The sequence below is a fragment of the Pantoea sp. NPDC088449 genome, from assembly GCF_044753225.1.
In the GTDB taxonomy this organism is placed as follows: Bacteria; Pseudomonadota; Gammaproteobacteria; order Enterobacterales; family Enterobacteriaceae; genus Pantoea; species Pantoea floridensis.
Genome location: NZ_JBIVMT010000001.1, coordinates 577,925 through 600,822 on the forward strand (window position 1 = coordinate 577,925; position 22,898 = coordinate 600,822).

The window sequence follows — 22,898 nt, forward strand, 5'->3', positions numbered from 1 at the left end:
AAGAACCGTTGATGATTTTGCCAACGCTTCGCCGTGCGTCGCGCCGTTGCGCGTGCAGTACGGATAAATTAGGGTGTTTTTTGACGTCTGCGGGGGATTAGCGGGCTAAGAATCTGTAGCAATCGGCATCAGGTGCACAATCAAAACAGCTTCGGGAAATGTGTGAGATTCCCAACCTGGCAATTCCGGCTCGCCACAGCGAAGCGCGGACGACATACCAAACTCGCTTATTGTATCACTTTTGTCGGGAATTGTGTGCAAAACATCTGGGAGCAATGTCAAAAAAGGGTTTGTGTTTGCCAGCAATGATCTAAAACGGGTTGCCACGCCAGCGTTTGCACGTACTGTAAGTAATCAACACGCGGAATTTCAACCGCTCCCAGCGATGCAGTATGCGGATTCAGTAACTGGCAATCTATTAACCGCCCATGATGAGCAAGAAAATGCTGCGAGAACACCCAAAGCGCAGTTTTTGAGGCATTTTCCTGGCGACTAAACATCGACTCGCCGCAAAAGATTTGTCCCAGCGCCAATCCATACATGCCACCTACCAGTTGCTGATCGTTCCACACCTCAATCGAATGCGCATGGCCTAATTCGTATAAACGTAACCAGGCGCGTTTCACTTCAAAAGTGATCCAGGTACCTTCCTGGCGATTGCTGGCGCAGCCTTCCAGCACCTGAGGAAAGGCATGATTCATGGTGACACGATAAGGCGATCGCTTATGGAAGCGCGCCATACTGCGGCTGAGATGGAATGATTCCGGCAACATCACTGCGCGAGGATCCGGCGACCACCAAAGTATGGGATCGCCAGGAGAAAACCACGGGAAAATGCCACGCTGATAAGCATTCATTAAACGGGCAGGGGAGAGATCGCCGCCCATCGCCAATAATCCATTTGGCTCGCGCAGTGCCATTTCAGGGGGGGGGAAATTTAATGAATCCCGTGAAAGCTGTATCAGTCTCATTGCATTAATCACACTCAGTGCTGTTGGCTAAGACTATAGCGTAAAGCGCTGATGGAAACGCCAGTAGCGGCCTGCTTTTGAGATTAATTCGGCGTGGGTACCGGATTCAACAATCTGCCCCTGATCCATCACGCAAATACGATCCATTGCGTCTAAACCGGTCAAGCGATGCGTCACCATAATCAACGTTTTACCGCTGCTCACGTGCCGCAACAGCGCAAGAATCTGCTGTTCGGTGCTGGCATCCAAACCTTCGGTGGGCTCATCGAGTAACCATAAATCGCCATCGTGCAGCAATGCACGAGCAATCGCCAGGCGACGCATTTCGCCGCCGGATAGCGGTCGGCCGCCATCACCCATCCATGCATTCAAACCTTCGCTCTGTTCGACAAGCTGTGGCAAACCAACGTGATGCAGCACCTCAACTAACTGCTCATCAGTGGCGTTTGGTTTGGCCAGCAACAAATTATCGCGCAATGTTTGGCTGAACAAATGTACGCGCTGCGTAACGACGCTAATGCGGCTTCGCAACGTTGCTTCATCCCAATCAGCCAGCGCGATGTCATTCAACGTGATTGAGCCTCGTTGTGCTTCCCATCCTCGGGTAATCAGGGCTAACAGACTCGATTTGCCGCAGCCAGTCGGCCCAAGGAGTGCCACATGTTCGCCAGCACGAAGTGATAAGGAGAAATGCTGTAATACGGGTTCTGGACGTTGCGGATAGCTGAAGCAGATGTTTTCCAGTTTTAAGTGAATACCCGCAGCGCTTTCAACCTTAACGCTGGGGAAACGAATGGCTGCGGGTTGTTCAATGATCTCCTGCACGCGCTGTGCAGCGCCGCTCACCTGCGCCAGAGGCAGAAAGGCGGCGGCAACCGGTGCAAGGGCTTCAAAGGCCGCTAATCCACAGAATACAAACAGCGCAATCAGTGCACCTGGAGCAGAATTATCGCCTACGCCGTTGGCAGAAATCCACAGCAGAAGCGTGACCGTAGCTCCACTGATCAGCATTAACAGACTTTGCGCCAGCGCCTGCAAACGATGCTGCCGGCGTTGTGCCTGTTGCCAGCGGAACTCTTCTAGATTGAGATGTTTGCGCCATAGCTGCGCTGCGCCATAGATCTTCAGCTCAGATAATCCGGTAAGCCAATGTGTTAATTGCATGCGCCAGCGGGATTGATGTTGCGCAATTTGATGTCCAGATGCCGTACCTAAACGCCAGAAAAGCGGTGGCATAAGTAGCAGCGTAAGTAGCATGACGCCTCCCAACAGCAGTGCTAACGGGACATCCAGCAGGGCTAAACCGCAGGTGACGACCACGATGACGACGGCTGCGCCAACCAGGGGGGAAATCACCCGCAGATAAAGGTGATCTAGCGTATCCACATCGCTGACGAAGCGGTTCAGTAATTCACCCTGACGAAAACGCGCTAACTGTTCAGGTGCCAACGCAATAAGTTTGCTGAAGGTGAATACCCGCAAATGTTGTAGTACGCGGAAGGTGGCATCATGGCTTACCAAACGCTCAAAATAGCGTGCTGCCGTCCGCGTGATAGCCGCGCCTCGCACGCCTGCGGCAGGCAGCATGTAATTGAAGCTGTAAAGTCCAGCGACACCCGCCAGGGAAGATGCGGCGAGAAACCAGCCTGATAGCGTTAGTAGTCCAATGCTAGCGAGTAAGGTGACGATCGCGAGAATAATGCCAAGTCCCAGTCGCCACGGGTGACGACGAAAAAGACGCAGAAAGGGCAATAAGCTGTTCATCATGCGATCTCCTTCAGACGATGTTTAACCATTTGGCGTAACGGTCCATCCTGTGCAATCAACTGCTGCCAATGACCTTGCTGGATCAACTGCCCCGCCTGCATGACCCACACTTCGTCCCAGTTCTCCAGATCGTTAAGTTGATGGGTGATCATGAGCGTGGTCTGTTGTGATGCCGCCTCGTGTAATGCGTTGATAACGTGTTGTTCACTTTGACTATCAAGGCCAGATCCGGGCTCATCAAGCAGCAACAGTTGCGCGGGTTTAAGTAGCGCACGCGCAACAGCAACACGCTGCGCCTGACCAACGGAAAGGCCAATTCCTCCATCGCCCAGAACGGTATCTAATCCTTGTGGCAGACGGTCTAAAAACTCAGTTACTCCCGCTTTCTGAAGCACAGCTTTAAGCGTGACGTCATCCACATGGTTGTTCAGCAGCAAGTTTTCACGCAGCGTTAAGGCAGGTAAATGCGGATTTTGTCCTACCCATGCGAGATGGTGTTGCCAGCTATCGCGATTGATCTCCCGCAGTTCCTGACCATTTATCCACAGAGAACCCTGGTAAGGCAGGAAGCCGAGCAGTACGTTCATCAACGCCGTTTTCCCGGCACCGCTTTGTCCTACCAAGGCGACACGCTTACCAGCAGCAAGGGTGAAATTCAGCGGCTGCGATAATGCTTCACCTCTGGCGGTCATCACGACCAAATTCTTCGCCTGTATCACCAGCGGTGCAGCGAGGGAAAGCACAGTCGAATCTTGTTCAGTAGCGGCATCGGGGCTTTCGCGGAGAAACTGATCCAGCGCATCTGCTCCACCAATCGCCTGGGCTTTAGCGTGATAGAAGGTGCCTAAATCGCGCAAGGGTTGGAAAAACTCCGGTGCCAAAATCAACGCCAGGAATCCGGCAAAGAGCGTTACGCCGGTACTGTAATGGCCAAAATTTAATTCGCCAAGATAGGAGAAGCCGAAATAGACCGCCACGACCGCTATCGCCAGAGAAGCGAAAAACTCCAGCACGGCGGAGGAGAGGAAAGCCAGGCGCAACACTTCCATGGTGCGCTGGCGGAAATCTGTAGTGCTATTGGCGATTGCCTGCTCTTCGGCGGCGGCACGATGGAACAGGCGCAGCGTTTCACGACCCCGCAAACGATCGTAGAAATCGCCGCTAAGCCTTGCCAGGGCCAGGAAGTTACGACGATTCGCATCCGCTGCCCCCATACCGACCATTGCCATAAACAGCGGAATGAGCGGCGCGGTCACGAGTAGAATCAGCCCGGCTGCCCAATTGATTGGGAATAGGGCAATCAAAATGGCCAGCGGAATAAAGATAGCGAGTGACATTTGCGGCAAATAGCGCGCGTAATATTCCTGCATCTCTTCGATTTGTTCGAGCAGCAGTGTAGCCCAGCTACCAGCGGGCTTGCCCTGTATCCAGGCGGGGCCTAATGCATTGAGCCGATCCAGCACCTGCTGACGTAGCGCACGACGAATCGCGACGCCAGCACGATGCCCTGCCATTTCGCGTGCATAGTGCAAACCTGCTCGTAGAACAAAACACAGCAGTAATAGCAGGAAATCGTTGAGAAGCGTTGCGCGAGGCTGTTGTGCCACAATCAGATTTTGTAAAAGCGACGCCAGTAGCCAGGCTTGCGCGATAATCACTAATGCGCCAGCAAAACCCAACAGTGAAGCCACGCGTAAGCTGCGCGCACCATGATGCCGTTGCTGACGAAGCCAGCGGAGAAGTTCTTGTTGCCGTGATTTGTTCATGCGATGCCGTTTGGTAACTCAAAAGAGATATGAATCCCGGATGAAAACCCAGCAATGTCGGGCGCCTGAACTGTAGCATGCAGGTAACAAAAAAGGCGACCAAAACTGGCCGCCTCGTAGCGATTATGATCAGGTTATTAACAACTTACTTATCGTTTTTAACCAAGCCATCGAGGAAACGTTCGGCATCCAGTGCTGCCATACAACCGGTGCCAGCGGAAGTGATCGCCTGGCGATAGATATGGTCCATAACATCACCGGCAGCGAACACCCCAGGAATACTGGTTTGCGTGGCATTGCCGTGCAAGCCGGACTGCACTTTGATATAGCCATTTTCTAAATCCAGCTGACCATCAAAAATCGCAGTATTTGGGCTGTGGCCGATGGCGACAAAGAGGCCCGCGACGTCGAGGGACTCTGGTGCCTCGCCTTGAGTCGACAGCAGTTTTACCCCCGTTACGCCCATTTGATCGCCAACCACTTCGTCGAGTGTACGGTTGGTGTGCAAAACGATATTGCCACTGCGTACTTTTTCCATCAGACGATCGATGAGAATTTTTTCGGCGCGGAAGCTATCGCGCCGGTGAATCAGATGTACTTCAGCAGCGATATTTGCCAGATAGAGGGCTTCCTCAACCGCGGTGTTACCCCCGCCTATCACGGCAACTTTCTGATTGCGATAGAAGAAACCATCGCAGGTGGCGCAGGCTGAGACGCCTTTACCTTTGAAGGCCTCTTCAGAAGGTAAGCCGAGATAGCGTGCTGATGCGCCTGTCGCAATGATCAACGCGTCCGCGGTGTATTCTCCGCTATCTCCCACCAGACGGAACGGGCGGTTCTGTAGATCAACGGTATGGATATGGTCAAAAATGATCTCGGTGTTGAACTTTTCGGCATGCTCTTGCATGCGTTCCATCAGCGCTGGCCCCGTCAGGTCGTTGGGATCACCCGGCCAGTTTTCTACGTCGGTAGTGGTGGTGAGCTGGCCGCCTTTTTCCAGTCCGGTAATTAAAACCGGGTTCAGATTAGCGCGCGCTGCATAAACCGCAGCGGTATAACCGGCAGGACCGGAGCCCAGAATGAGCAGCTTACTGTGTTTGGCCGTACTCATACGTTCCTCAATATTTTTGACAACATAGTTTTTGATTGTAGGGAAATTAACGCTGCAAAAAAAGGTTTCAGCAATTTTGTTAACAATCACTGCAAATGGCGTAGACGATGAGCGGAGATTCTGCACGCGCGTTGCGCTAAAAGGGGGCAATGCTCGGCAATTAGTGGTGCAGCAGCATAAAAATTCTCATTTAAAAACAGCAACCCAGATCTCTATCTGGCATCTTGTACTGAATTTGGATGTTTTACTTTGACAATCGCCTGCGCTTTTGCGAAAACATTGGGAGAAGCAGAGAATATTTAGCGATTCGAAACAGAATTTCCTTTCTGTTTTGGGCTTTTTAGCCGAATAAACTCAGCCTGACATTGGTAATGACGCATGGTGTGGACAGACAACATGCGTCATACGGATGGATGCATCACTGCACAGGCTTAATGTCTTCACTTCAGTAAGGCCCTGAACAATGAGCGTTTTCAGGGTGTGGCAGGTAAAGGGAAGGAATTAAGAGAGACAATAATAATGGTAGACAATAAGAAACGCCCCGGAAAAGATTTAGATCGTATCGACAGAAATATTCTGAATGAGCTGCAGAAAGACGGTCGTATTTCCAATGTCGAGCTATCGAAACGGGTTGGATTATCGCCGACACCTTGTCTTGAGCGCGTGCGTCGCCTGGAGCGTCAGGGCTTCATTCTGGGTTACACCGCTCAGCTCAACCCACATTATCTGGACGCTTCACTGCTGGTATTCGTTGAGATTACTCTGAATCGTGGCGCGCCTGATGTGTTTGAACAATTTAACGCCGCAGTGCAAAAACTTGAGGAAACTCAAGAGTGTCACCTGGTTTCAGGTGACTTTGACTACCTGCTGAAAACGCGCGTACCTGATATGTCCGCCTATCGTAAGCTGCTGGGTGAAACCTTGCTACGCCTGCCGGGCGTAAACGACACCCGTACCTACGTGGTGATGGAAGAGGTCAAACAGAGCAATCGTCTGGTGATTAAAACCCGGTAGTGCAGGGCAGGTGCAAAGCTTGCAGGATTTCGGTACACTCCTGTGAATTCATACAGGACCAGCGTCGGGCATGCCCGACGTTGTTGCCTTCTTAATTTACAGGCACCTGGAGAGTTCTCTTGAGCCAGGAATATACAGAAGATAAAGATGTTTCGTTACAACCGCTGAGCAGTGGACGTCGTCTGCTGGAAGCGTTGCTCATTCTTGTGGCCTTGTTCGCCATCTATTTGATGGTGTCGCTGGTTAGTTTTAACCCTTCAGATCCAAGCTGGTCACAAACCGCATGGCACGAGCCCATCCATAATCTGGGTGGCAGCGTCGGCGCATGGCTGGCAGATACGCTGTTATTCATTTTCGGCGTGATGGCCTACGCCATTCCTCCGGTCATTATTGGTCTTTGTTGGATCACTTTCCGTCAGCGTGACCGCCAGGATTACATCGACTACTTTGCCGTTGGTCTGCGCCTGATTGGTGTGCTGGCATTAGTCGTGACGACTTGCGGTCTTGCTGCGCTGAACGTCGATGACATCTGGTATTTTGCCTCAGGCGGCGTTATTGGCAGCCTGGTAAGCAATGCCATGGCACCCTGGTTTAGTTCAGCGGGCGGCACGCTGACGCTGCTGTGTGTATGGGCGGCAGGCATCACGCTGTATACCGGTTGGTCCTGGCTGACTATCGCTGAAAGAATCGGCGGTGTCGTGATGGGTGTTCTGACGTTTGCCAGTAATCGCTCACGACATGAAGAACCGTGGCAGGAAGAGGAGTATGACGACGAGGAGCAGTCTGATGATGTGCCGGTTTCATTGCCTGCAGCTCAGTTTGAAAGCGCAGACGATGATGTATTGTTGGCGAAACCCCGCAAAATTAGCGAACCCGTTATAGAAGCGTTAGGTGATGATCCGCTGCTGGCCAAAGCCAGTGCCGCAACTGCCGCTGCGATTGCTGTCACCACGCAAGCCGCACAACAAGCGCCAGCAGCCGCGCAGCCAGGGAACAGCGCGTCCGTAGAACCTGCACCTGTACCACGTTCTGTTGAACCCGTGCCAGCGTCGACTTTTGCTCCCGAGCCCGTTACTGCGACACCGGAACCGGTCGTGCAATCCTCGACGCCGCGTTATCGCTTCGAAGTGCCAAATGAACCGGTGCCTTCACCCTTTTCGCCTGCCGAGGATGACGAAGGCCCAAGCATGGGCAACTGGCAGGATGCAGCCCCGTCTTCAGCGCCATTAAATACCGCCGCTGCCGCATCATTGGCCGCGGGGGCGATAAAAACGGCGTCATCAACTTCGGCCTACTCGCCAGCATTTGATATCGTGCCCGAGCGTGATTACAACCCGCAAGTGAAGCAGGGCATTGGCCCAGAATTGCCGCGTCCGAACAAAGTCAAATTACCAACGCGTCGTGAATTGGCGTCGTATGGTATTAAGCTGCCTTCACAACGTATGGCGGAAGAGCAGGCAAAAGAAGCTGAACAGCAGCAGCCTGAGGTGACGGCCAGCTATAGCGCGACGTCGCATGAGGATGATGTTGCGTTACAGGAAGCGCAATTGCGTGAGGCCTTCCAGTCTCAGCAGCAGAATCGTTATGGTGAAAGCTGGCAGAATGTGGCTGAGCCCGAAGATGAAGATGCGTTGCAGCAAGCGCAACTTGCTCGTCAGTTTGCCGATCAGCAGCAGCAACGCTATAACGAACCTGCGGAAAAGGAGACTCCAGTCTTTAATCTGGATACGTCTTCTGCCTTTGATTTCTCACCAATGAAAGATTTGGTTGATGATAGCCCAAGCGAGCCGCTGTTCACGCTTTCTGCAGCTCCAGAGGCTGAAGAGCCAGCGCATTGGCAGCAACCTGAGCCGTCACAACCTAAACCGATGCCTTCATTGAGTGAAGAAAGCAGCCCCTGGTCTTCGCCCGAGCAGGAAGCGTATTCTGCGCCGGCGGCCCCCGTAAAACCTGCCGCGCCGGTTCAGGACAGTTTGTTCCACCCGTTCCTGGTTCGCCATGAGCAGCCGCTGGAAAGACCGTCTACGCCGCTGCCAACATTGGATTTGCTCACGCCGCCGCCATCAGAGGAAGAACCCGTTGATATGTTTGCGCTCGAGCAAACGGCGCGTTTGGTTGAAGCGCGACTGGCCGATTATCGTGTGAAGGCCGAAGTCGTTGGTATTTCACCGGGCCCAGTAATTACCCGTTTCGAACTCGATTTGGCGCCGGGCGTTAAGGCTTCACGCATCTCAAATCTGTCGCGAGACCTGGCCCGCTCACTCTCTGCCGTCGCAGTACGCGTAGTGGAAGTGATCCCCGGTAAACCTTACGTTGGGCTTGAGTTGCCTAATAAACATCGTCAAACCGTTTATCTGCGCGAAGTGCTGGATTGCCCTAAGTTCCGTGAAAATCCTTCTCCGCTTGCGGTGGTGTTGGGTAAAGACATCGCTGGCCAGCCGGTCGTGGCTGATTTGGCGAAAATGCCTCACTTACTGGTTGCTGGTACTACCGGTTCCGGTAAATCAGTGGGCGTTAACACCATGATCATCAGTATGTTGTATAAAGCTACCCCGGAAGAGGTGCGCTTTATCATGATCGACCCCAAAATGCTGGAGTTGTCAGTCTATGAAGGCATTCCGCATCTGCTGACCGAAGTCGTTACCGATATGAAAGATGCGGCGAATGCGCTGCGCTGGAGTGTGGGTGAGATGGAGCGTCGCTATAAGCTGATGTCAGCATTGGGCGTGCGTAACCTTGCGGGTTACAACGAAAAGATTGAGCAAGCTGCAGCGATGGGCCGACCAATCCCCGATCCATTCTGGAAGCCGGGCGATAGTATGGATACCACGCCACCGGTACTGGAAAAACTGCCGTACATTGTGGTGTTGGTCGATGAATTTGCCGATCTGATGATGGCCGTGGGTAAGAAAGTCGAGGAGTTGATTGCTCGTCTGGCACAGAAAGCGCGTGCGGCGGGTATTCACTTGGTGCTGGCGACGCAGCGTCCTTCAGTTGACGTCATCACCGGTCTGATCAAAGCCAACATTCCAACACGTATTGCCTTTACAGTTTCCAGTAAGATTGATTCACGCACCATTCTTGATCAGGGTGGCGCGGAATCACTGTTGGGGATGGGTGACATGCTCTACATGCCGCCTAACTCCTCCATGCCTGTGCGTGTGCACGGTGCGTTTGTACGCGATCAGGAAGTGCATGCAGTGGTTCAGGACTGGAAAGCACGTGGTCGTCCGCAGTACATCGAGAGTATCACCGCCGGTGAAGAGAGCGAGGGCGCTGCGGGTGGGATGATGGGCGATGAAGAGTTAGATCCGCTGTTCGACCAGGCCGTCTCTTTCGTGGTGGAAAAACGGCGTGCATCAATCTCCGGAGTTCAGCGCCAATTCCGCATTGGTTATAACCGTGCAGCGCGCATCATCGAGCAGATGGAAGCGCAAGGCATTGTTTCTGAACCAGGACACAATGGTAACCGCGAAGTGCTTTCGCCGCCGCCACACGAGATGTAATTTCTGCGTACAGTTGTTTGCTCATGGGCCAGTTAACGCTGGCCCATTGTTTATCTGTTGGTCGATCCCCATATTTTCGGGAGCTTTCGGCTTTTTCTCCTGTCGAAGAGACAGGGCGGCAACTACGTTTAATGTTGTAAGTGTCGGGAAACAATGAATAAGGAATCGAATCAGATGAAATTACGCGTTATTGCCTGCGGCCTATTGGCCAGTTTTGTTTCCGCTTCAGCTTTGGCGGATGCGTCTAGCGATTTACAACAGCGTCTAAATAAAGTGAACAGCTTCCACGCCAGCTTTAGTCAGAAAGTGACTGATGGCAGCGGTGCGAATGTGCAGGACGGTGAAGGCGAACTTTGGGTCAAACGCCCGAGTCTGTTTAACTGGCACATGACTGCGCCAGACGAAAGCGTAATTATTTCTGATGGTAAGAATCTGTGGTTCTATAATCCATTCGTTGAGCAAGCGAGTGTCAGCCTGCTGCAAAATGCCGCGAGTAATACCCCGTTTATGCTTATTGCTCGTAATCAGCCAAGTGACTGGAAGCAATACAATATCTCGCAGAAAGGCGATAACTTCGAGCTGACCCCAAAAAGTAGTGACGGCAATCTTAAGCAGTTCACTATCAATGTTACCTCCTCCGGCACAATCAATAAGTTCAGTGCTGTTGAGCAAGATGGTCAGCACAGCGATTATCAGCTAAAAAGTCAGAATAATGGCGCAATTAGCCCGGATAAATTCACCTTTACTCCGCCAAAAGGAGTAACGGTGGACGATCAACGACAATGAGGTAATGGTGAGTAATCTGTCTCTGGATTTTGCCCCATCAAATGAGTTTCAACCGCTGGCCGCACGCATGCGGCCGGCTACGTTGCAACAATATATTGGGCAGCAGCATCTGCTGGCGCCTGGCAAACCACTGCCGCGCGCCATTGAGGCAGGACATCTGCATTCAATGATTTTATGGGGACCACCAGGGACAGGTAAAACAACGCTCGCAGAAATTATTGGTCATTATGGCAAAGCCGATGTGGAGCGCATCTCTGCCGTGACCTCTGGTGTCAAAGAGATACGTGAAGCCATTGAGCGAGCACGTCAAAATCGACAGGTGGGACGGCGTACTATTCTGTTTGTCGATGAAGTGCATCGCTTCAATAAAAGCCAGCAGGATGCTTTCCTTCCACACATCGAAGACGGCACGATAACCTTTATTGGTGCCACGACAGAAAACCCCTCATTTGAGCTGAACTCGGCGCTGCTTTCGCGTGCGCGCGTATATTTACTCAAATCTCTTACCACGGCCGACATTGAGCAGGTTTTGCTGCAAGCCATGCAAGATGACGATCGCGGTTACGGTAAGAGCGATATTCTGCTACCGGATAATACGCGTCGCATGATTGCCGAGCTGGTGAACGGTGATGCACGGCGTGCGTTGAACACGCTGGAAATGATGGCGGATATGGCAGAGAACAATGCGCAAGGCCAGCGTGAACTAACGCCACAACTGCTCAATGAAGTATCAGGTGAAAGGGCGGCGCGCTTTGATAATAAAGGCGACCGTTTCTACGATTTGATTTCCGCCTTGCATAAATCTGTTCGTGGCTCTGCACCGGATGCTGCGCTTTATTGGTATGCCCGTATCATCACTGCAGGTGGCGATCCTCTGTATGTCGCACGTCGTTTGCTGGCTATCGCTTCGGAAGATGTCGGCAACGCCGATCCACGAGGCATGCAGGTTGCGCTTGCTGCCTGGGATTGCTTCACTCGCGTTGGTCCTGCTGAAGGCGAGCGAGCTATTGCACAGGCTATTGTTTACCTCGCCAGCGCCCCCAAAAGTAATGCCGTTTACACCGCTTTCAAAGCAGCGATGCGTGATGCGCGCGAATTTCCAGATTATGATGTGCCGGAACATTTACGCAATGCTCCAACCAAGTTGATGAAAGAGATGGGACTGGGCAAAGAGTATCGCTACGCACATGATGAAACCAACGCCTATGCGGCCGGGGAAGTCTATTTTCCACCTGAAATGGCTAAGACGCGATATTACCAACCTACCAATCGCGGGCTTGAAGGAAAAATTGGTGAAAAACTCGCCTGGCTCGCTGAGCAGGATCAAAATAGCCCGATAAAACGCTACCGCTGATAAACACCTTACGGTAAGGTGAGCAAGGATTTCATTGCATTCCATAGGGATGCGTCCCGCCTTTCATTCAATCAACCTTTTATTACACAGGATTAGCATGCTCGATCCCAACCTGCTGCGTAATGAGCCAGACGCAGTCGCAGAAAAACTGGCACGCCGAGGATTCAAACTGGATGTGGAAACGTTACGTTCGCTCGAAGAGCGTCGTAAAGTCTTGCAGGTAGAAACTGAAAATCTACAGGCTGAGCGTAACTCCCGATCCAAATCCATCGGTCAGGCCAAAGCACGTGGGGAAGATATCGAGCCGCTGCGTCAGGAAGTGAACGCACTAGGCGAACGCCTGGATGCGGCTAAAGCAGAACTGGATGTCCTGCAGAATGAAATTCGTGATTTTGCTCTCGCGTTGCCAAATTTGCCGGTTGATGAAGTTCCACTGGGTAAAGATGACAGCGAGAATCAGGAAATCAGCCGTTGGGGACAGCCGCGTCAGTTTGATTTCCCGGTAAAAGATCACGTCGAGCTGGGTGAAGCCGCCAAAGGCCTGGATTTTGCCGCAGCGGTAAAACTGACCGGCTCACGTTTCATTGTGATGCAAGGGCAAATCGCGCGTCTGCATCGTGCGCTGAGCCAATTTATGCTGGATCTTCATACGCAGCAGCACGGTTATCTCGAAACCTATGTTCCGTATCTGGTGAATCAGGAAACGTTATTTGGTACCGGGCAGTTGCCCAAGTTTGGTGAAGACCTGTTCCACACCAAACCTTTGGGTGAAGAAGCGGGAAGCAGTAATTATGCTCTGATCCCAACGGCGGAAGTGCCACTGACTAATCTGGTGCGTGATGAGATTGTTGAGGAAGAAGCGCTGCCAATTAAACTCACCGCACACACGCCATGCTTCCGTTCAGAAGCGGGCTCATACGGACGTGATACGCGTGGTTTAATTCGTATGCACCAGTTCGACAAAGTTGAGATGGTGCAGATTGTTGCGCCTGAAACCTCAATGGATGCACTCGAAGAGCTAGTCGGCCATGCAGAGAAAGTGCTGCAGCTGCTGAATCTACCTTACCGCAAAGTGTTGCTATGTACGGGCGATATGGGCTTTGGTTCAGCCAAAACATACGACCTGGAAGTGTGGTTACCTGCGCAGGATACCTATCGCGAAATCTCATCATGTTCCAACATGGGTGATTTCCAGGCGCGCCGTATGCAGGCGCGCTGCCGCAGTAAAACCGACAAAAAGCCACGTTTGTTGCATACCCTTAACGGTTCAGGCTTAGCGGTTGGCCGTACCTTGGTTGCGGTGCTGGAAAATTATCAGCAAGCTGATGGCCGTATTGAGGTACCTGAAGTGTTGCGCCCCTACATGGGTGGCCTGGAATTTGTAGGCTAATTAACACTCTGATATACAAACCCGGCAATGCCGGGTTTTTTTATAACTTAAGCGGTAAAATAATTATTTTTTAGTCGAAATTAATCACAAATAAACGTTATCGACATTATTTGCATGCCAATGGCTAAAAACACTAAATTCAAGTAGATAGATATCCACTCAAGACCGTTCTTATCTCTTCTAACCTGCTGAAGATAAGAAAAATAAATTGTTCCGCAGCAAATCGTGCTGCGACTATTTTTTGCACGTTGACTTTACATTAGCGGATGGCAAACTGCGCGCAATTATCTTCATCTCTTTTGGTTTTACTCCCTATGTCAACCTGGTCGCGCCCCGTCGTTTTGCTGCTCTGTGGCTTAATGCTTATGACGGTGTCTATCGCTGTGCTCAATACGCTGGTACCGCTATGGCTTACTCACGATCTGCTGCCAACCTGGCAAGTCGGTATGGCGAGCTCATCGTATTACACCGGTAATTTGCTGGGCACTCTGTTGGCTGGCTGGTTGATCAATCGTTATGGTTTTAATCGCTGCTTCTATCTGGCCAGTGTTCTGTTTGCCTTGGCGACCATGGGTATGGTGCTGCTTGATGGGTTCTACAGCTGGACGATGCTGCGTTTCACCGCAGGTGTAGGTTGTGCATTGATTTGGGTTGTCGTGGAAAGTGCTTTGTTGTGCTGCGGTACCGTACGTAATCGGGGCCAACTGCTCGCTGCTTACATGATCATCTACTATCTGGGAACTGTCGCTGGCCAGTTGCTGGTCAGCCGTGTCTCTACAGAGCTGCTGCATGTTATTCCGTGGGTTACTGCTCTGATTATCTGTGCTGTATTACCGGTGGTTTTTGTACAGGTTACTGTCACTGCGGCAACCGAAGAGGCATCAACTGGGCGCATCTGGATTATGCTGCGCCGTCGCAGTTCTCGTTTAGGAATTAATGGCTGCATCATTTCCGGTATCGTTCTGGGTTCTTTATATGGCCTGATGCCACTTTATCTGTCTCATCAGGGCATGAGCGATGCTACCGTCGGTTATTGGATGGCGCTGCTAGTCAGCTCAGGCATTATTGGCCAATGGCCGGTTGGACGTCTTGCCGACCGTTTCGGACGTCTGATGGTACTGCGCGTGCAGGTTTTTGTGGTCATTTTGGGGGCTATCGCCATGCTTAGCGGTGCCGCGATGGCACCGGCGCTGTTCGTACTCGGTCTGGCTGGCTTTACGCTCTATCCGGTGGCGATGTCATGGGCATGTGAAACTGTGGCCCACCATGAGCTGGTGGCGATGAATCAGGCCTTACTCTTCAGCTATACCGTAGGAAGCTTAGTGGGACCCGGGATGACCGCGCTGCTGATGCAGAATTACTCTGATCGTCTACTGTTTGTGATGATTGCTGCTGTCGCGCTGGTTTATTTGGTTATGCTGTTGCGTAAGGCCGATCATCAGGCAACGCCCGTTGCCCATGCGTAACGTAATCAACATATTAAAAAGGGGAGCCAATGTGGCTCCCCTTTTATTATACGTTTAGTACATCACTTCGTGACCGTAGCTGGCGAGAATATTCTTTACTCGCTCCATAGTTTCTTTGCTCGGCGGCTTAACGCCGTCTAACTTGTACTCTTCACCCATGGCAATCCATTTGTGTTTGCCTAATTCGTGGTAGGGAAGGAGTTCAATCTTTTCGATGTTATCCATATCTTTGGTGAACTCGCCCAGACGGTGAACAGAATCATCATCATCGGAGTAACCGGGTACGACGACAAAACGAATCCAGGTGCGCTTACCCTTCTTCTGCAAATAACGTGCAAAATCCAGGGTGCGATGATTGGAAACACCGACCAGAATCTGATGCACATCATCGTTAATCTGTTTCAGGTCGAGCATCACTAAATCAGTGGCTTCCAGAAGTTCATCGATTACAGGGTCGTAACGGCGAACAAAGCCATTCGTGTCCAGGCAAGTATGGATCCCTTCTGCCTGGCAGGCGCGAAACCAGTCTCGTACAAATTCGGCTTGTAAAATCGCCTCACCACCTGATGCCGTAACGCCACCGCCTGATGCATTCATAAAGTGACGATAGGAGAGGACATCCTTCATCAACTCATCAACGGTGATTTCCTTACCGCCATGCGTATCCCAGGTGTCGCGATTATGGCAGTAAAGGCAGCGCATCAGACAGCCCTGGAAAAAGGTGATAAAACGGATGCCTGGGCCGTCAACGGTACCGCAGGATTCAAAAGAGTGGATACGACCGATGGTTGACATTGCGATGTATTCTCCAGGTAAGCCTGAGTATCAGGCAGCACAATCTTTGTTGTGCTTAAAGTGAAAGTCGATTTTGCCAGATTGCCGGAACAAGCAAGCTGGCAAAACAGACTTGTGAAGAAAAGGCCCCCGCAGGAGCCTTTAAATCTTAGCGAAAAGCGATTACAACGACTGAGTGAAAGTACGAGTAATTACATCTTTCTGCTGCTCTTTAGTGAGCGAGTTGAAGCGAACAGCGTAACCAGATACACGGATGGTTAACTGAGGATAGTTCTCAGGATGTTCCATTGCATCCAGCAACATCTCACGGTTCATCACGTTGACGTTAAGGTGCTGGCCGCCCTCAATGTTGGCTTCGTGATGGAAATAACCATCCATCAGGCCAGCAAGGTTGGTTTTACGCACGTTATCATCTTTACCCAGCGCATTTGGCACGATGGAGAAGGTATAAGAGATACCGTCTTTAGCGTAAGCGAACGGCAGTTTCGCGACTGAAGTCAGTGATGCAACGGCACCTTTCTGGTCACGACCATGCATTGGGTTAGCACCTGGTCCGAATGGCGCACCAGCACGGCGGCCATCTGGGGTATTACCGGTTTTCTTGCCGTAAACCACGTTAGAAGTAATGGTCAGTACCGACTGGGTTGGAACCGCGTTACGGTAGGTTTGCAGTTTCTGAATTTTCTTCATGAAACGTTCAACCAGATCGCAAGCCATGTCATCAACACGCGAGTCATTGTTACCGAACTGCGGATATTCGCCTTCAATTTCGAAGTCTACCGCTAAGCCATCAGCATCACGGATGGTTTTAACTTTGGCATACTTAATTGCAGACAGGGAATCAGCCGCAACCGATAGGCCAGCGATACCACAGGCCATGGTGCGATAGACGTCGCGGTCATGCAGCGCCATGAGTGAAGCTTCATAGCTGTACTTATCGTGCATGTAGTGAATGATGTTCAGGGAAGTGACGTACTGTTTCGCCAGCCAATCCATGAAATGATCCAGGCGAGCCATTACGGTATCGTAATCGAGCACTTCGTCAGTGATTGGCGCTTCTTTCGGGCCAACCTGCATTTTCAGTTTCTCATCCACACCGCCGTTGATTGCGTACAGCAGTGTTTTTGCCAGGTTGGCACGCGCACCGAAGAATTGCATCTGTTTGCCGACAATCATCGGGCTCACACAGCAGGCGATAGCATAGTCATCGTTATCAAAATCAGGACGCATCAGGTCATCATTTTCATACTGCAATGAAGAGGTATCGATGGAGACTTTTGCTGCGTATTTTTTAAAGTTAACCGGCAGTTTTTCTGACCACAGAATGGTCATGTTAGGTTCCGGAGATGGACCCATAGTGTACAGCGTGTTCAGGAAACGGAAGGTACTTTTGGTGACCAGCGTACGGCCATCTACGCCCATGCCTGCCAGCGATTCTGTCGCCCAGATTGGGTCACCTGAGAACAGCTCATCGTATTCAGGGGTACGCAGGAAACGCACCATACGCAGTTTCATCACCAGATGGTCAATCAGTTCCTGTGCAGCTTCTTCGGTGAGCTTACCTGCTTGAATATCGCGATCGATGTAAACATCAAGGAAAGTGGATACGCGACCAAAGGACATTGCCGCACCGTTCTGCGATTTCACTGCCGCCAGGTAGCCGTAATAGGTCCACTGTACTGCTTCTTGTGCGTTCGTGGCTGGCAGAGAGATATCCGAACCATATTTTGCCGCCATCTCTTTAATCTGGCCCAGCGCACGATGCTGTTCAGAGATCTCTTCACGCAAACGGATGGTGGCTTCCAGATTAACGCCATTCTCCATGTCACTTTGCAGTGAATTGAACTGCGCTACCTTATCTTTCATCAGGTAGTCGATGCCGTACAGCGCAACGCGACGATAGTCACCAATGATACGGCCACGGCCATAAGCATCTGGCAAGCCGGTCAATACACCTGATTTACGGCAGCGCATGATATCTGGAGTATAAACATCGAAAACACCCTGGTTATGGGTTTTACGATAATCTGTAAAGACTTTTTTCAGCGCTGGGTCCAGCTCGCGGCCATAAACCTTACAGGAACCTTCAACCATTTTGATGCCGCCAAACGGTATGATGGCACGTTTAAGAGGCGCTTCAGTTTGCAGACCGACGATTTTTTCCAGCGATTTGTTAATGTAACCGGCGTCGTGAGAAGTAATGGTTGATGCCAGGTCGGTATCAAAATCAACCGGAGCATGGGTGCGGTTCTCAATTTTGATGCCTTCAAGCACGCTATCCCACAATTTAGTGGTTGCCGGAGTCGCACCGGCCAGGAAGGACTCATCGCCTTCATACGGTGTGTAGTTTTTCTGGATAAAATCACGGACGTTGACACTATTCTGCCATTCGCCGGCGCTAAATCCTTCCCAGGCTGACGCCATTTTTTCATTCAGTTCGGACATGATATACCTGCCTTATTTAGGGAGACTTTGACGATGGCGCGCTAACTCAGCACGCCCGTATCAATTAATTAATGCACCGACTCATTGCCACGCAGATAGATTACCCAGTAGGTCAAACCGACGAGCAATCCTCCGCCAATAATGTTGCCGATGGTCACTGGAATGAGGTTGTTAAGAATAAAATCGCTAATACTGAGTGCTGGAAATTGTGCTGCACTTGCCCCGGCCATTTGCCAGAACTCAGGGCTGGCAAAATCACGAATAACAATGGCCATCGGAATCAGGAACATGTTGGCGATACTGTGTTCGAAGCCAGAAGCAACAAACATCGCGACGGGTAAGATCATCGCGAACATCTTATCCATTAAGCTGCGGCCGGAATAACTCATCCAGACAGCCAGACAAACCAATAGGTTAGCCAGCGTACCAAGACAGACAGCTTCAATAAAGGTGTGATGCATTTTATGGTCGGCCGTTTGCAGAACATTTAAGCCCCAGGCTCCATTCGCCACCATGTGTTCACCAGCGAACCAAATTAGCGCCACGAAGAACAACGCGCCAAACAGGTTGCCGACATAGACGTTTAACCAATGTCGACCCAGTTGCAGCCAGGTAATACGTCCGCTAGCTTTAGCCACCACGATCAGTACGGTCGAGGTGAAGAGATCCGCACCGCATACAACGACCAACATTAAACCTAATGAAAAACACACACCGCCGATGAGCTTGGCTATACCATAGGGTATCGCTCCACTACCGGTTGTCGCAGTGATGTAGAAAACAAAAGCAATTGAAATAAATACGCCAGCAGTGATGGCCAGGAAGAAAGTGGTTAAAGGGTGTTTTGTTGCTTTATAAATGCCGGCCTCTTCTGCAACTTTCGCCATGGCTGCCGGTAATAATGAATTAAAAGGGTTGTCAGCTTTCACACTAACGCTCTCCAAAAATTGCCTGTAAAGATACTAACAAAGGAGTATAGGTCAGAAATTGACATGGATCATATTTGCCCGAAGGGTGGGTAGTAAGCGAAGCGTTTTGGAGTGAAATTTTTGGTTAAGCACTTGAATATAAATGAATAAATAATTTTTAATTTATGCGAAATAAGTTGAATGGCTATCTATTCCTTACTGTGAATTGTTAAATTGCATTAATAAATGAAGCTCAGTTGTTATTTATTTTTCGGCAAAACGGCTGCTGAATTTGCATTATATAAAAATGGCACTGATTTCTTTCAGTGCCATTTACGTTTGAGCTAATCAGCATGTTTAAAAATTAAATAATGATGATTATTTTTGTGACCAATAACGACGCTTAGCGGCCTGCAGTTTTTCATAAGCTGCTAACAGTGATTGATGCGCAGGGAACGCTTTCAAATCCAGGTCTACAGCTTGCAATCCATAGAATGGTGCTTCGCCGCTGATTGCCGCGGAAGCCGCATCAACAGCTGATTCGCCATACATACGAATAAAGGCGCGATGATATTGAAGCGGATCGCGTTCTTCTTCCATTGCCAGCAGCAGCAGAGTTTGCAGGCAACGGTAATAGTTAGCGCGCTCTTCGCTGAAGATCGACTGATTGAATTCCATTGTCCATTCAGTCCAAATCAACGCCTGGTCCAAATCACCACCGGCCAGAGCCAGCATCGCTTTTAACTCACCAATACGCAGTGTGTACCAGCCATTGTCTTTGCCCGATGCCAGACCTAATAACTCGCGCACGCGGGTAAAATCATCGTGACCTTCTTCATCCAACTGCTCGATAAGCTCGAGGTAGGCTTCAGGGTCCCATTGGCTTTCTGGTAATGCGAGCAAGGTCTCACGCAGCGATGCGCCCATGCTGTTATTAGCTAATAAAAGATCTTCAGCAGGATAGATATCGGACATGCCAGGCACGATGATGCGACAGGCGTAAACGCTCAAGTGCTCGTAATCAGCGATATACACTTCTTTATCTTCCGCACGGAAGATTGCCATTAGTGTATCGAACTCTTCCTGAGTTGTACCCGCAAAGCTCCAGTCGACAAAGGGATAATCCGCATCGTCTTTAAACAGATCCCAGGAAATCAGGCCGCTGGAATCGATGAAATGCGTTTCGAGATTCGCGTGCTCTGCAACTTCTTCATCATCAAAAGTAGGTGGCGTAAAGACATCGAGATCTTTCAGACCACGACCCTGCAATAGTTCAGTTACGGTACGCTCCAGCGCAACGCCGAAGTCTGGATGTGCACCGAACGAGGCGAAGCAGGTGCCGTTTTTTGGATTAAATAGCACAACGCAAATAACCGGATATTTGCCACCCAACGAAGCGTCATAGGAGAAGATGGGGAAACCTTCAGCTTCAAGACGTTCTATCGCTTCAATCACGCCCGGATAGCGCTGCATCACCGCTTCAGGAATCTCTGGCAGACTAATGGATTCTGCGATAATACGATTCTTGATATGGCGCTCAAACACTTCAGACAGGCCTTGCACGCGCGCTTCATTGGCGGTGTTACCCGCAGACATACCATTCGAAACGTACAGATTACCGATGATGTTCATCGGAATATAAACGGTTTGCTGATCTGATTGGCGGGTAAAAGGCAGGCCGCAAATGCCGCGCTCGTTGTTGCCCGATTGCAGATCAATCAGTTCTGATGCACCCAGGCTCTCTTCAGGATCGTAGAACTTGCGCAGACGCGCATCCAGAATGCCTTCCGGCAAGCTGTCATCTTGCGTGAGCGGGAACCATTTTTCATTTGGATAGTGAACGAAGTCACCGTTCGCAATAGATTTACCCAACCAAAAATCCGCGAAGAAATAGTTAGTTGAGAGGCGCTCAAAATATTCGCCCAGCGCTGAAGCCAGTGCCGCTTTTTTGCTGGCACCTTTGCCGTTCGTAAAGCATAGCGGGCAATCGCGATCGCGAATGTGCACTGACCAGACGTGTGGTACCGGGTTCAGCCAGGAAGCTTCTTCAATGTTGAAACCCAGGTCTTGCAGTTTCTGCTGAAAGCGGGCAATGGAATCTTCCAATGCGGCGTCTTTACCGGGGATAAACGTTTGCGTCATGATGGCGCTCTCTCAAGTCAATGGGGTGGGCGTAAAGCGCGCAATAATACGGGTTTTACGCATGCTTCGCTATTCAGTACGCCAAATTTATCTCTGCATGATGATGGCGTATACGCCATCTGCCCTTCTGATTTTGACTTCAGGAAGCCGCCTCACAAAATTCCAAAGCTTAATGCATTTATGACATAAGCTGCGGTGGAGCCGGCTCTGGAAATGTGATCGCTGCCGGATTAATGATTGCAGCCATTCGGAGGCAATGATAAAACCGGGGAAGTATTCATAACCGTTCGATATGACAGTGGTGAGGGGAAATGACGCAGGTTTATAATTTTAGCTCCGGTCCGGCTATGCTGCCGGTGGAAGTGCTCCGTCGCGCAGAACAAGAACTGACAAACTGGCATGGATTAGGCACCTCGGTGATGGAAATAAGTCACCGCAGTAAAGAGTTTATTGCTGTCGCGGAAGCGGCCGAACAAGATTTTCGCGATCTGCTGAAGATCCCAGCCAACTACAAAGTTTTGTTCTGCCACGGCGGTGCGCGTGCGCAGTTCGCGGCGATCCCAGGAAACTTACTGGGTGACGCTAAAACGGCGGATTACATCGACGGCGGTTACTGGGCTTATAGTGCCATCAAAGAAGCCGAAAAATTCTGCGTACCCAATACTATTGATGTAAAAACCACGCGTAACGGCAAACGCGCTCTGTTGCCTATGCGCGAATGGCAGTTGAACAATGATGCGGCTTATGTTCATTTCTGCCCGAACGAAACCATTGATGGTATTGCTATTGATGAAGAACCCGATTTTGCCGATAAAGTTGTGGTCGCGGATCTCTCTTCAACTATTTTATCGCGTCCAATTGATATCAGCCGCTATGGCGTTATCTATGCCGGTGCGCAAAAAAATATCGGTCCGGCGGGTTTGACGCTGGTCGTTGTGCGTGAGGATCTGCTAGGTAAAGCACAGCGTTATGTGCCCTCAATTCTTGATTACAAAGTACTAGCTGAAAACGAATCAATGTTTAATACCCCGCCGACTTTTGCGTGGTATCTCTCTGGGCTGGTATTTAAATGGCTGAAAGAGAAGGGCGGTGTTGCTGAGATGGACAAGCTGAATCAATCTAAAGCCGATCTTTTATATGGCGTGATTGATAACAGTACGTTTTATCGCAACGATGTCGCAACCGAAAACCGCTCGCGTATGAACGTGCCATTCCAGCTTGCGGATTCGGCTCTGGATAAAGTGTTTCTTGAGGAGTCTCTTAACGCCGGTCTGCACGCGTTGAAAGGCCATCGCGTGGTTGGCGGTATGCGTGCATCGATCTACAATGCGATGCCGTTGGAAGGTGTTAAAACACTGACTGAATTTATGGTCGACTTCGAACGTCGCCACGGTTAATCCCTCTTTTCATGCCAGTCTGACTGGTATCAGGCCCCGTCACACGATGGGGTCTCGTATTTTCTGGAGATTTGGTTTCA

The 22,898-nt window shown here is 50.7% G+C and carries 15 protein-coding genes; 7 read left to right on the forward strand and 8 right to left on the reverse strand.

All coding sequences use genetic code 11. The features are described from left to right. Window positions 1-278: 278 nt before the first annotated feature. From aat to trxB, 4 genes are all read right to left on the reverse strand, one after another. Window positions 279-971 carry a leucyl/phenylalanyl-tRNA--protein transferase gene (gene aat / locus ACIP6T_RS02770; protein WP_400455245.1) on the reverse strand — a complete coding sequence of 231 codons (693 nt, stop codon included), beginning with the start codon at window positions 969-971 and terminating at the stop codon, window positions 279-281. A 33-nt stretch (window positions 972-1,004) separates the two neighbouring features. Continuing rightward, window positions 1,005-2,735, reverse strand: coding sequence for a heme ABC transporter ATP-binding protein/permease CydC (cydC, locus tag ACIP6T_RS02775; RefSeq protein ID WP_345829906.1), 1,731 nt, complete (start codon window positions 2,733-2,735; stop codon window positions 1,005-1,007). After that, complete coding sequence (gene cydD / locus ACIP6T_RS02780; RefSeq protein ID WP_400455248.1) at window positions 2,735-4,504, reverse strand: cysteine/glutathione ABC transporter permease/ATP-binding protein CydD; 1,770 nt, start codon at window positions 4,502-4,504, stop codon at window positions 2,735-2,737. Before cydD ends, cydC begins: the two co-directional genes overlap by 1 nt. A gap of 145 nt (window positions 4,505-4,649) precedes the next feature. Further along, the gene (gene trxB, locus ACIP6T_RS02785; RefSeq protein ID WP_097097562.1) at window positions 4,650-5,615 is read right to left on the reverse strand and encodes a thioredoxin-disulfide reductase; all 966 of its coding nucleotides are present in this window, start codon (window positions 5,613-5,615) and stop codon (window positions 4,650-4,652) included. Between the two features lie 519 nt (window positions 5,616-6,134). Here trxB and lrp point away from each other — a divergent pair. The 6 genes from lrp to ACIP6T_RS02815 all read left to right on the forward strand — a co-directional run bounded on the left by lrp (window position 6,135) and on the right by ACIP6T_RS02815 (window position 15,131). Beyond that, window positions 6,135-6,629 carry a leucine-responsive transcriptional regulator Lrp gene (lrp, locus tag ACIP6T_RS02790; protein ID WP_006118610.1) on the forward strand — a complete coding sequence of 165 codons (495 nt, stop codon included), beginning with the start codon at window positions 6,135-6,137 and terminating at the stop codon, window positions 6,627-6,629. Between the two features lie 119 nt (window positions 6,630-6,748). After that, on the forward strand, window positions 6,749-10,135 hold the full coding sequence (locus ACIP6T_RS02795) for a DNA translocase FtsK 4TM domain-containing protein (protein ID WP_400455251.1): 3,387 nt from the start codon (window positions 6,749-6,751) through the stop codon (window positions 10,133-10,135). Window positions 10,136-10,309: 174 nt separating this feature from the next. Then, on the forward strand, window positions 10,310-10,921 hold the full coding sequence (lolA, locus tag ACIP6T_RS02800) for an outer membrane lipoprotein chaperone LolA (protein WP_097094376.1): 612 nt from the start codon (window positions 10,310-10,312) through the stop codon (window positions 10,919-10,921). 7 nt (window positions 10,922-10,928) lie between these two features. Further along, window positions 10,929-12,275: a replication-associated recombination protein A gene (locus tag ACIP6T_RS02805; RefSeq protein ID WP_345826975.1), complete on the forward strand. Its 1,347-nt coding sequence runs from the start codon at window positions 10,929-10,931 to the stop codon at window positions 12,273-12,275. A gap of 97 nt (window positions 12,276-12,372) precedes the next feature. Then, window positions 12,373-13,665, forward strand: coding sequence for a serine--tRNA ligase (gene serS / locus ACIP6T_RS02810; protein WP_097094375.1), 1,293 nt, complete (start codon window positions 12,373-12,375; stop codon window positions 13,663-13,665). 314 nt (window positions 13,666-13,979) lie between these two features. Beyond that, a complete protein-coding gene (locus tag ACIP6T_RS02815; RefSeq protein WP_400455253.1) occupies window positions 13,980-15,131 on the forward strand; it encodes an MFS transporter in 1,152 nt (383 codons plus the stop codon). A gap of 54 nt (window positions 15,132-15,185) precedes the next feature. Here the strand turns inward: ACIP6T_RS02815 and pflA are convergent, their stop codons facing one another. From pflA to ycaO, 4 genes are all read right to left on the reverse strand, one after another. Further along, the gene (gene pflA, locus ACIP6T_RS02820; protein WP_097094373.1) at window positions 15,186-15,926 is read right to left on the reverse strand and encodes a pyruvate formate lyase 1-activating protein; all 741 of its coding nucleotides are present in this window, start codon (window positions 15,924-15,926) and stop codon (window positions 15,186-15,188) included. Between the two features lie 162 nt (window positions 15,927-16,088). Beyond that, complete coding sequence (gene pflB / locus ACIP6T_RS02825; RefSeq protein WP_097094372.1) at window positions 16,089-18,371, reverse strand: formate C-acetyltransferase; 2,283 nt, start codon at window positions 18,369-18,371, stop codon at window positions 16,089-16,091. A gap of 68 nt (window positions 18,372-18,439) precedes the next feature. After that, entirely contained in the window at window positions 18,440-19,300 is an 861-nt protein-coding gene (gene focA, locus ACIP6T_RS02830; RefSeq protein ID WP_097097560.1) for a formate transporter FocA, read from the reverse strand. A 357-nt stretch (window positions 19,301-19,657) separates the two neighbouring features. After that, window positions 19,658-21,421 carry a 30S ribosomal protein S12 methylthiotransferase accessory factor YcaO gene (ycaO, locus tag ACIP6T_RS02835; RefSeq protein WP_400455257.1) on the reverse strand — a complete coding sequence of 588 codons (1,764 nt, stop codon included), beginning with the start codon at window positions 21,419-21,421 and terminating at the stop codon, window positions 19,658-19,660. Window positions 21,422-21,732: 311 nt separating this feature from the next. Between ycaO and serC the strand changes: the two genes are divergently transcribed. Beyond that, the gene (gene serC / locus ACIP6T_RS02840; RefSeq protein WP_400455260.1) at window positions 21,733-22,818 is read left to right on the forward strand and encodes a 3-phosphoserine/phosphohydroxythreonine transaminase; all 1,086 of its coding nucleotides are present in this window, start codon (window positions 21,733-21,735) and stop codon (window positions 22,816-22,818) included. The last annotated feature ends 80 nt before the right edge of the window (window positions 22,819-22,898 follow it).

What these genes read in the sequence shown, in the direction of transcription:
- pflB (WP_097094372.1), bottom strand. Translation starts at nt 18,371, where the DNA reads ATGTCCGAACTGAATGAAAAAATGGCGTCAGCCTGGGAAGGATTTAGC.
- ycaO (WP_400455257.1), bottom strand. Translation starts at nt 21,421, where the DNA reads ATGACGCAAACGTTTATCCCCGGTAAAGACGCCGCATTGGAAGATTCC.
- ACIP6T_RS02815 (WP_400455253.1), top strand. Translation starts at nt 13,980, where the DNA reads ATGTCAACCTGGTCGCGCCCCGTCGTTTTGCTGCTCTGTGGCTTAATG.
- lolA (WP_097094376.1), top strand. Translation starts at nt 10,310, where the DNA reads ATGAAATTACGCGTTATTGCCTGCGGCCTATTGGCCAGTTTTGTTTCC.
- lrp (WP_006118610.1), top strand. Translation starts at nt 6,135, where the DNA reads ATGGTAGACAATAAGAAACGCCCCGGAAAAGATTTAGATCGTATCGAC.
- serS (WP_097094375.1), top strand. Translation starts at nt 12,373, where the DNA reads ATGCTCGATCCCAACCTGCTGCGTAATGAGCCAGACGCAGTCGCAGAA.
- serC (WP_400455260.1), top strand. Translation starts at nt 21,733, where the DNA reads ATGACGCAGGTTTATAATTTTAGCTCCGGTCCGGCTATGCTGCCGGTG.
- trxB (WP_097097562.1), bottom strand. Translation starts at nt 5,615, where the DNA reads ATGAGTACGGCCAAACACAGTAAGCTGCTCATTCTGGGCTCCGGTCCT.
- cydC (WP_345829906.1), bottom strand. Translation starts at nt 2,735, where the DNA reads ATGAACAGCTTATTGCCCTTTCTGCGTCTTTTTCGTCGTCACCCGTGG.
- aat (WP_400455245.1), bottom strand. Translation starts at nt 971, where the DNA reads ATGAGACTGATACAGCTTTCACGGGATTCATTAAATTTCCCCCCCCCT.
- pflA (WP_097094373.1), bottom strand. Translation starts at nt 15,926, where the DNA reads ATGTCAACCATCGGTCGTATCCACTCTTTTGAATCCTGCGGTACCGTT.
- cydD (WP_400455248.1), bottom strand. Translation starts at nt 4,504, where the DNA reads ATGAACAAATCACGGCAACAAGAACTTCTCCGCTGGCTTCGTCAGCAA.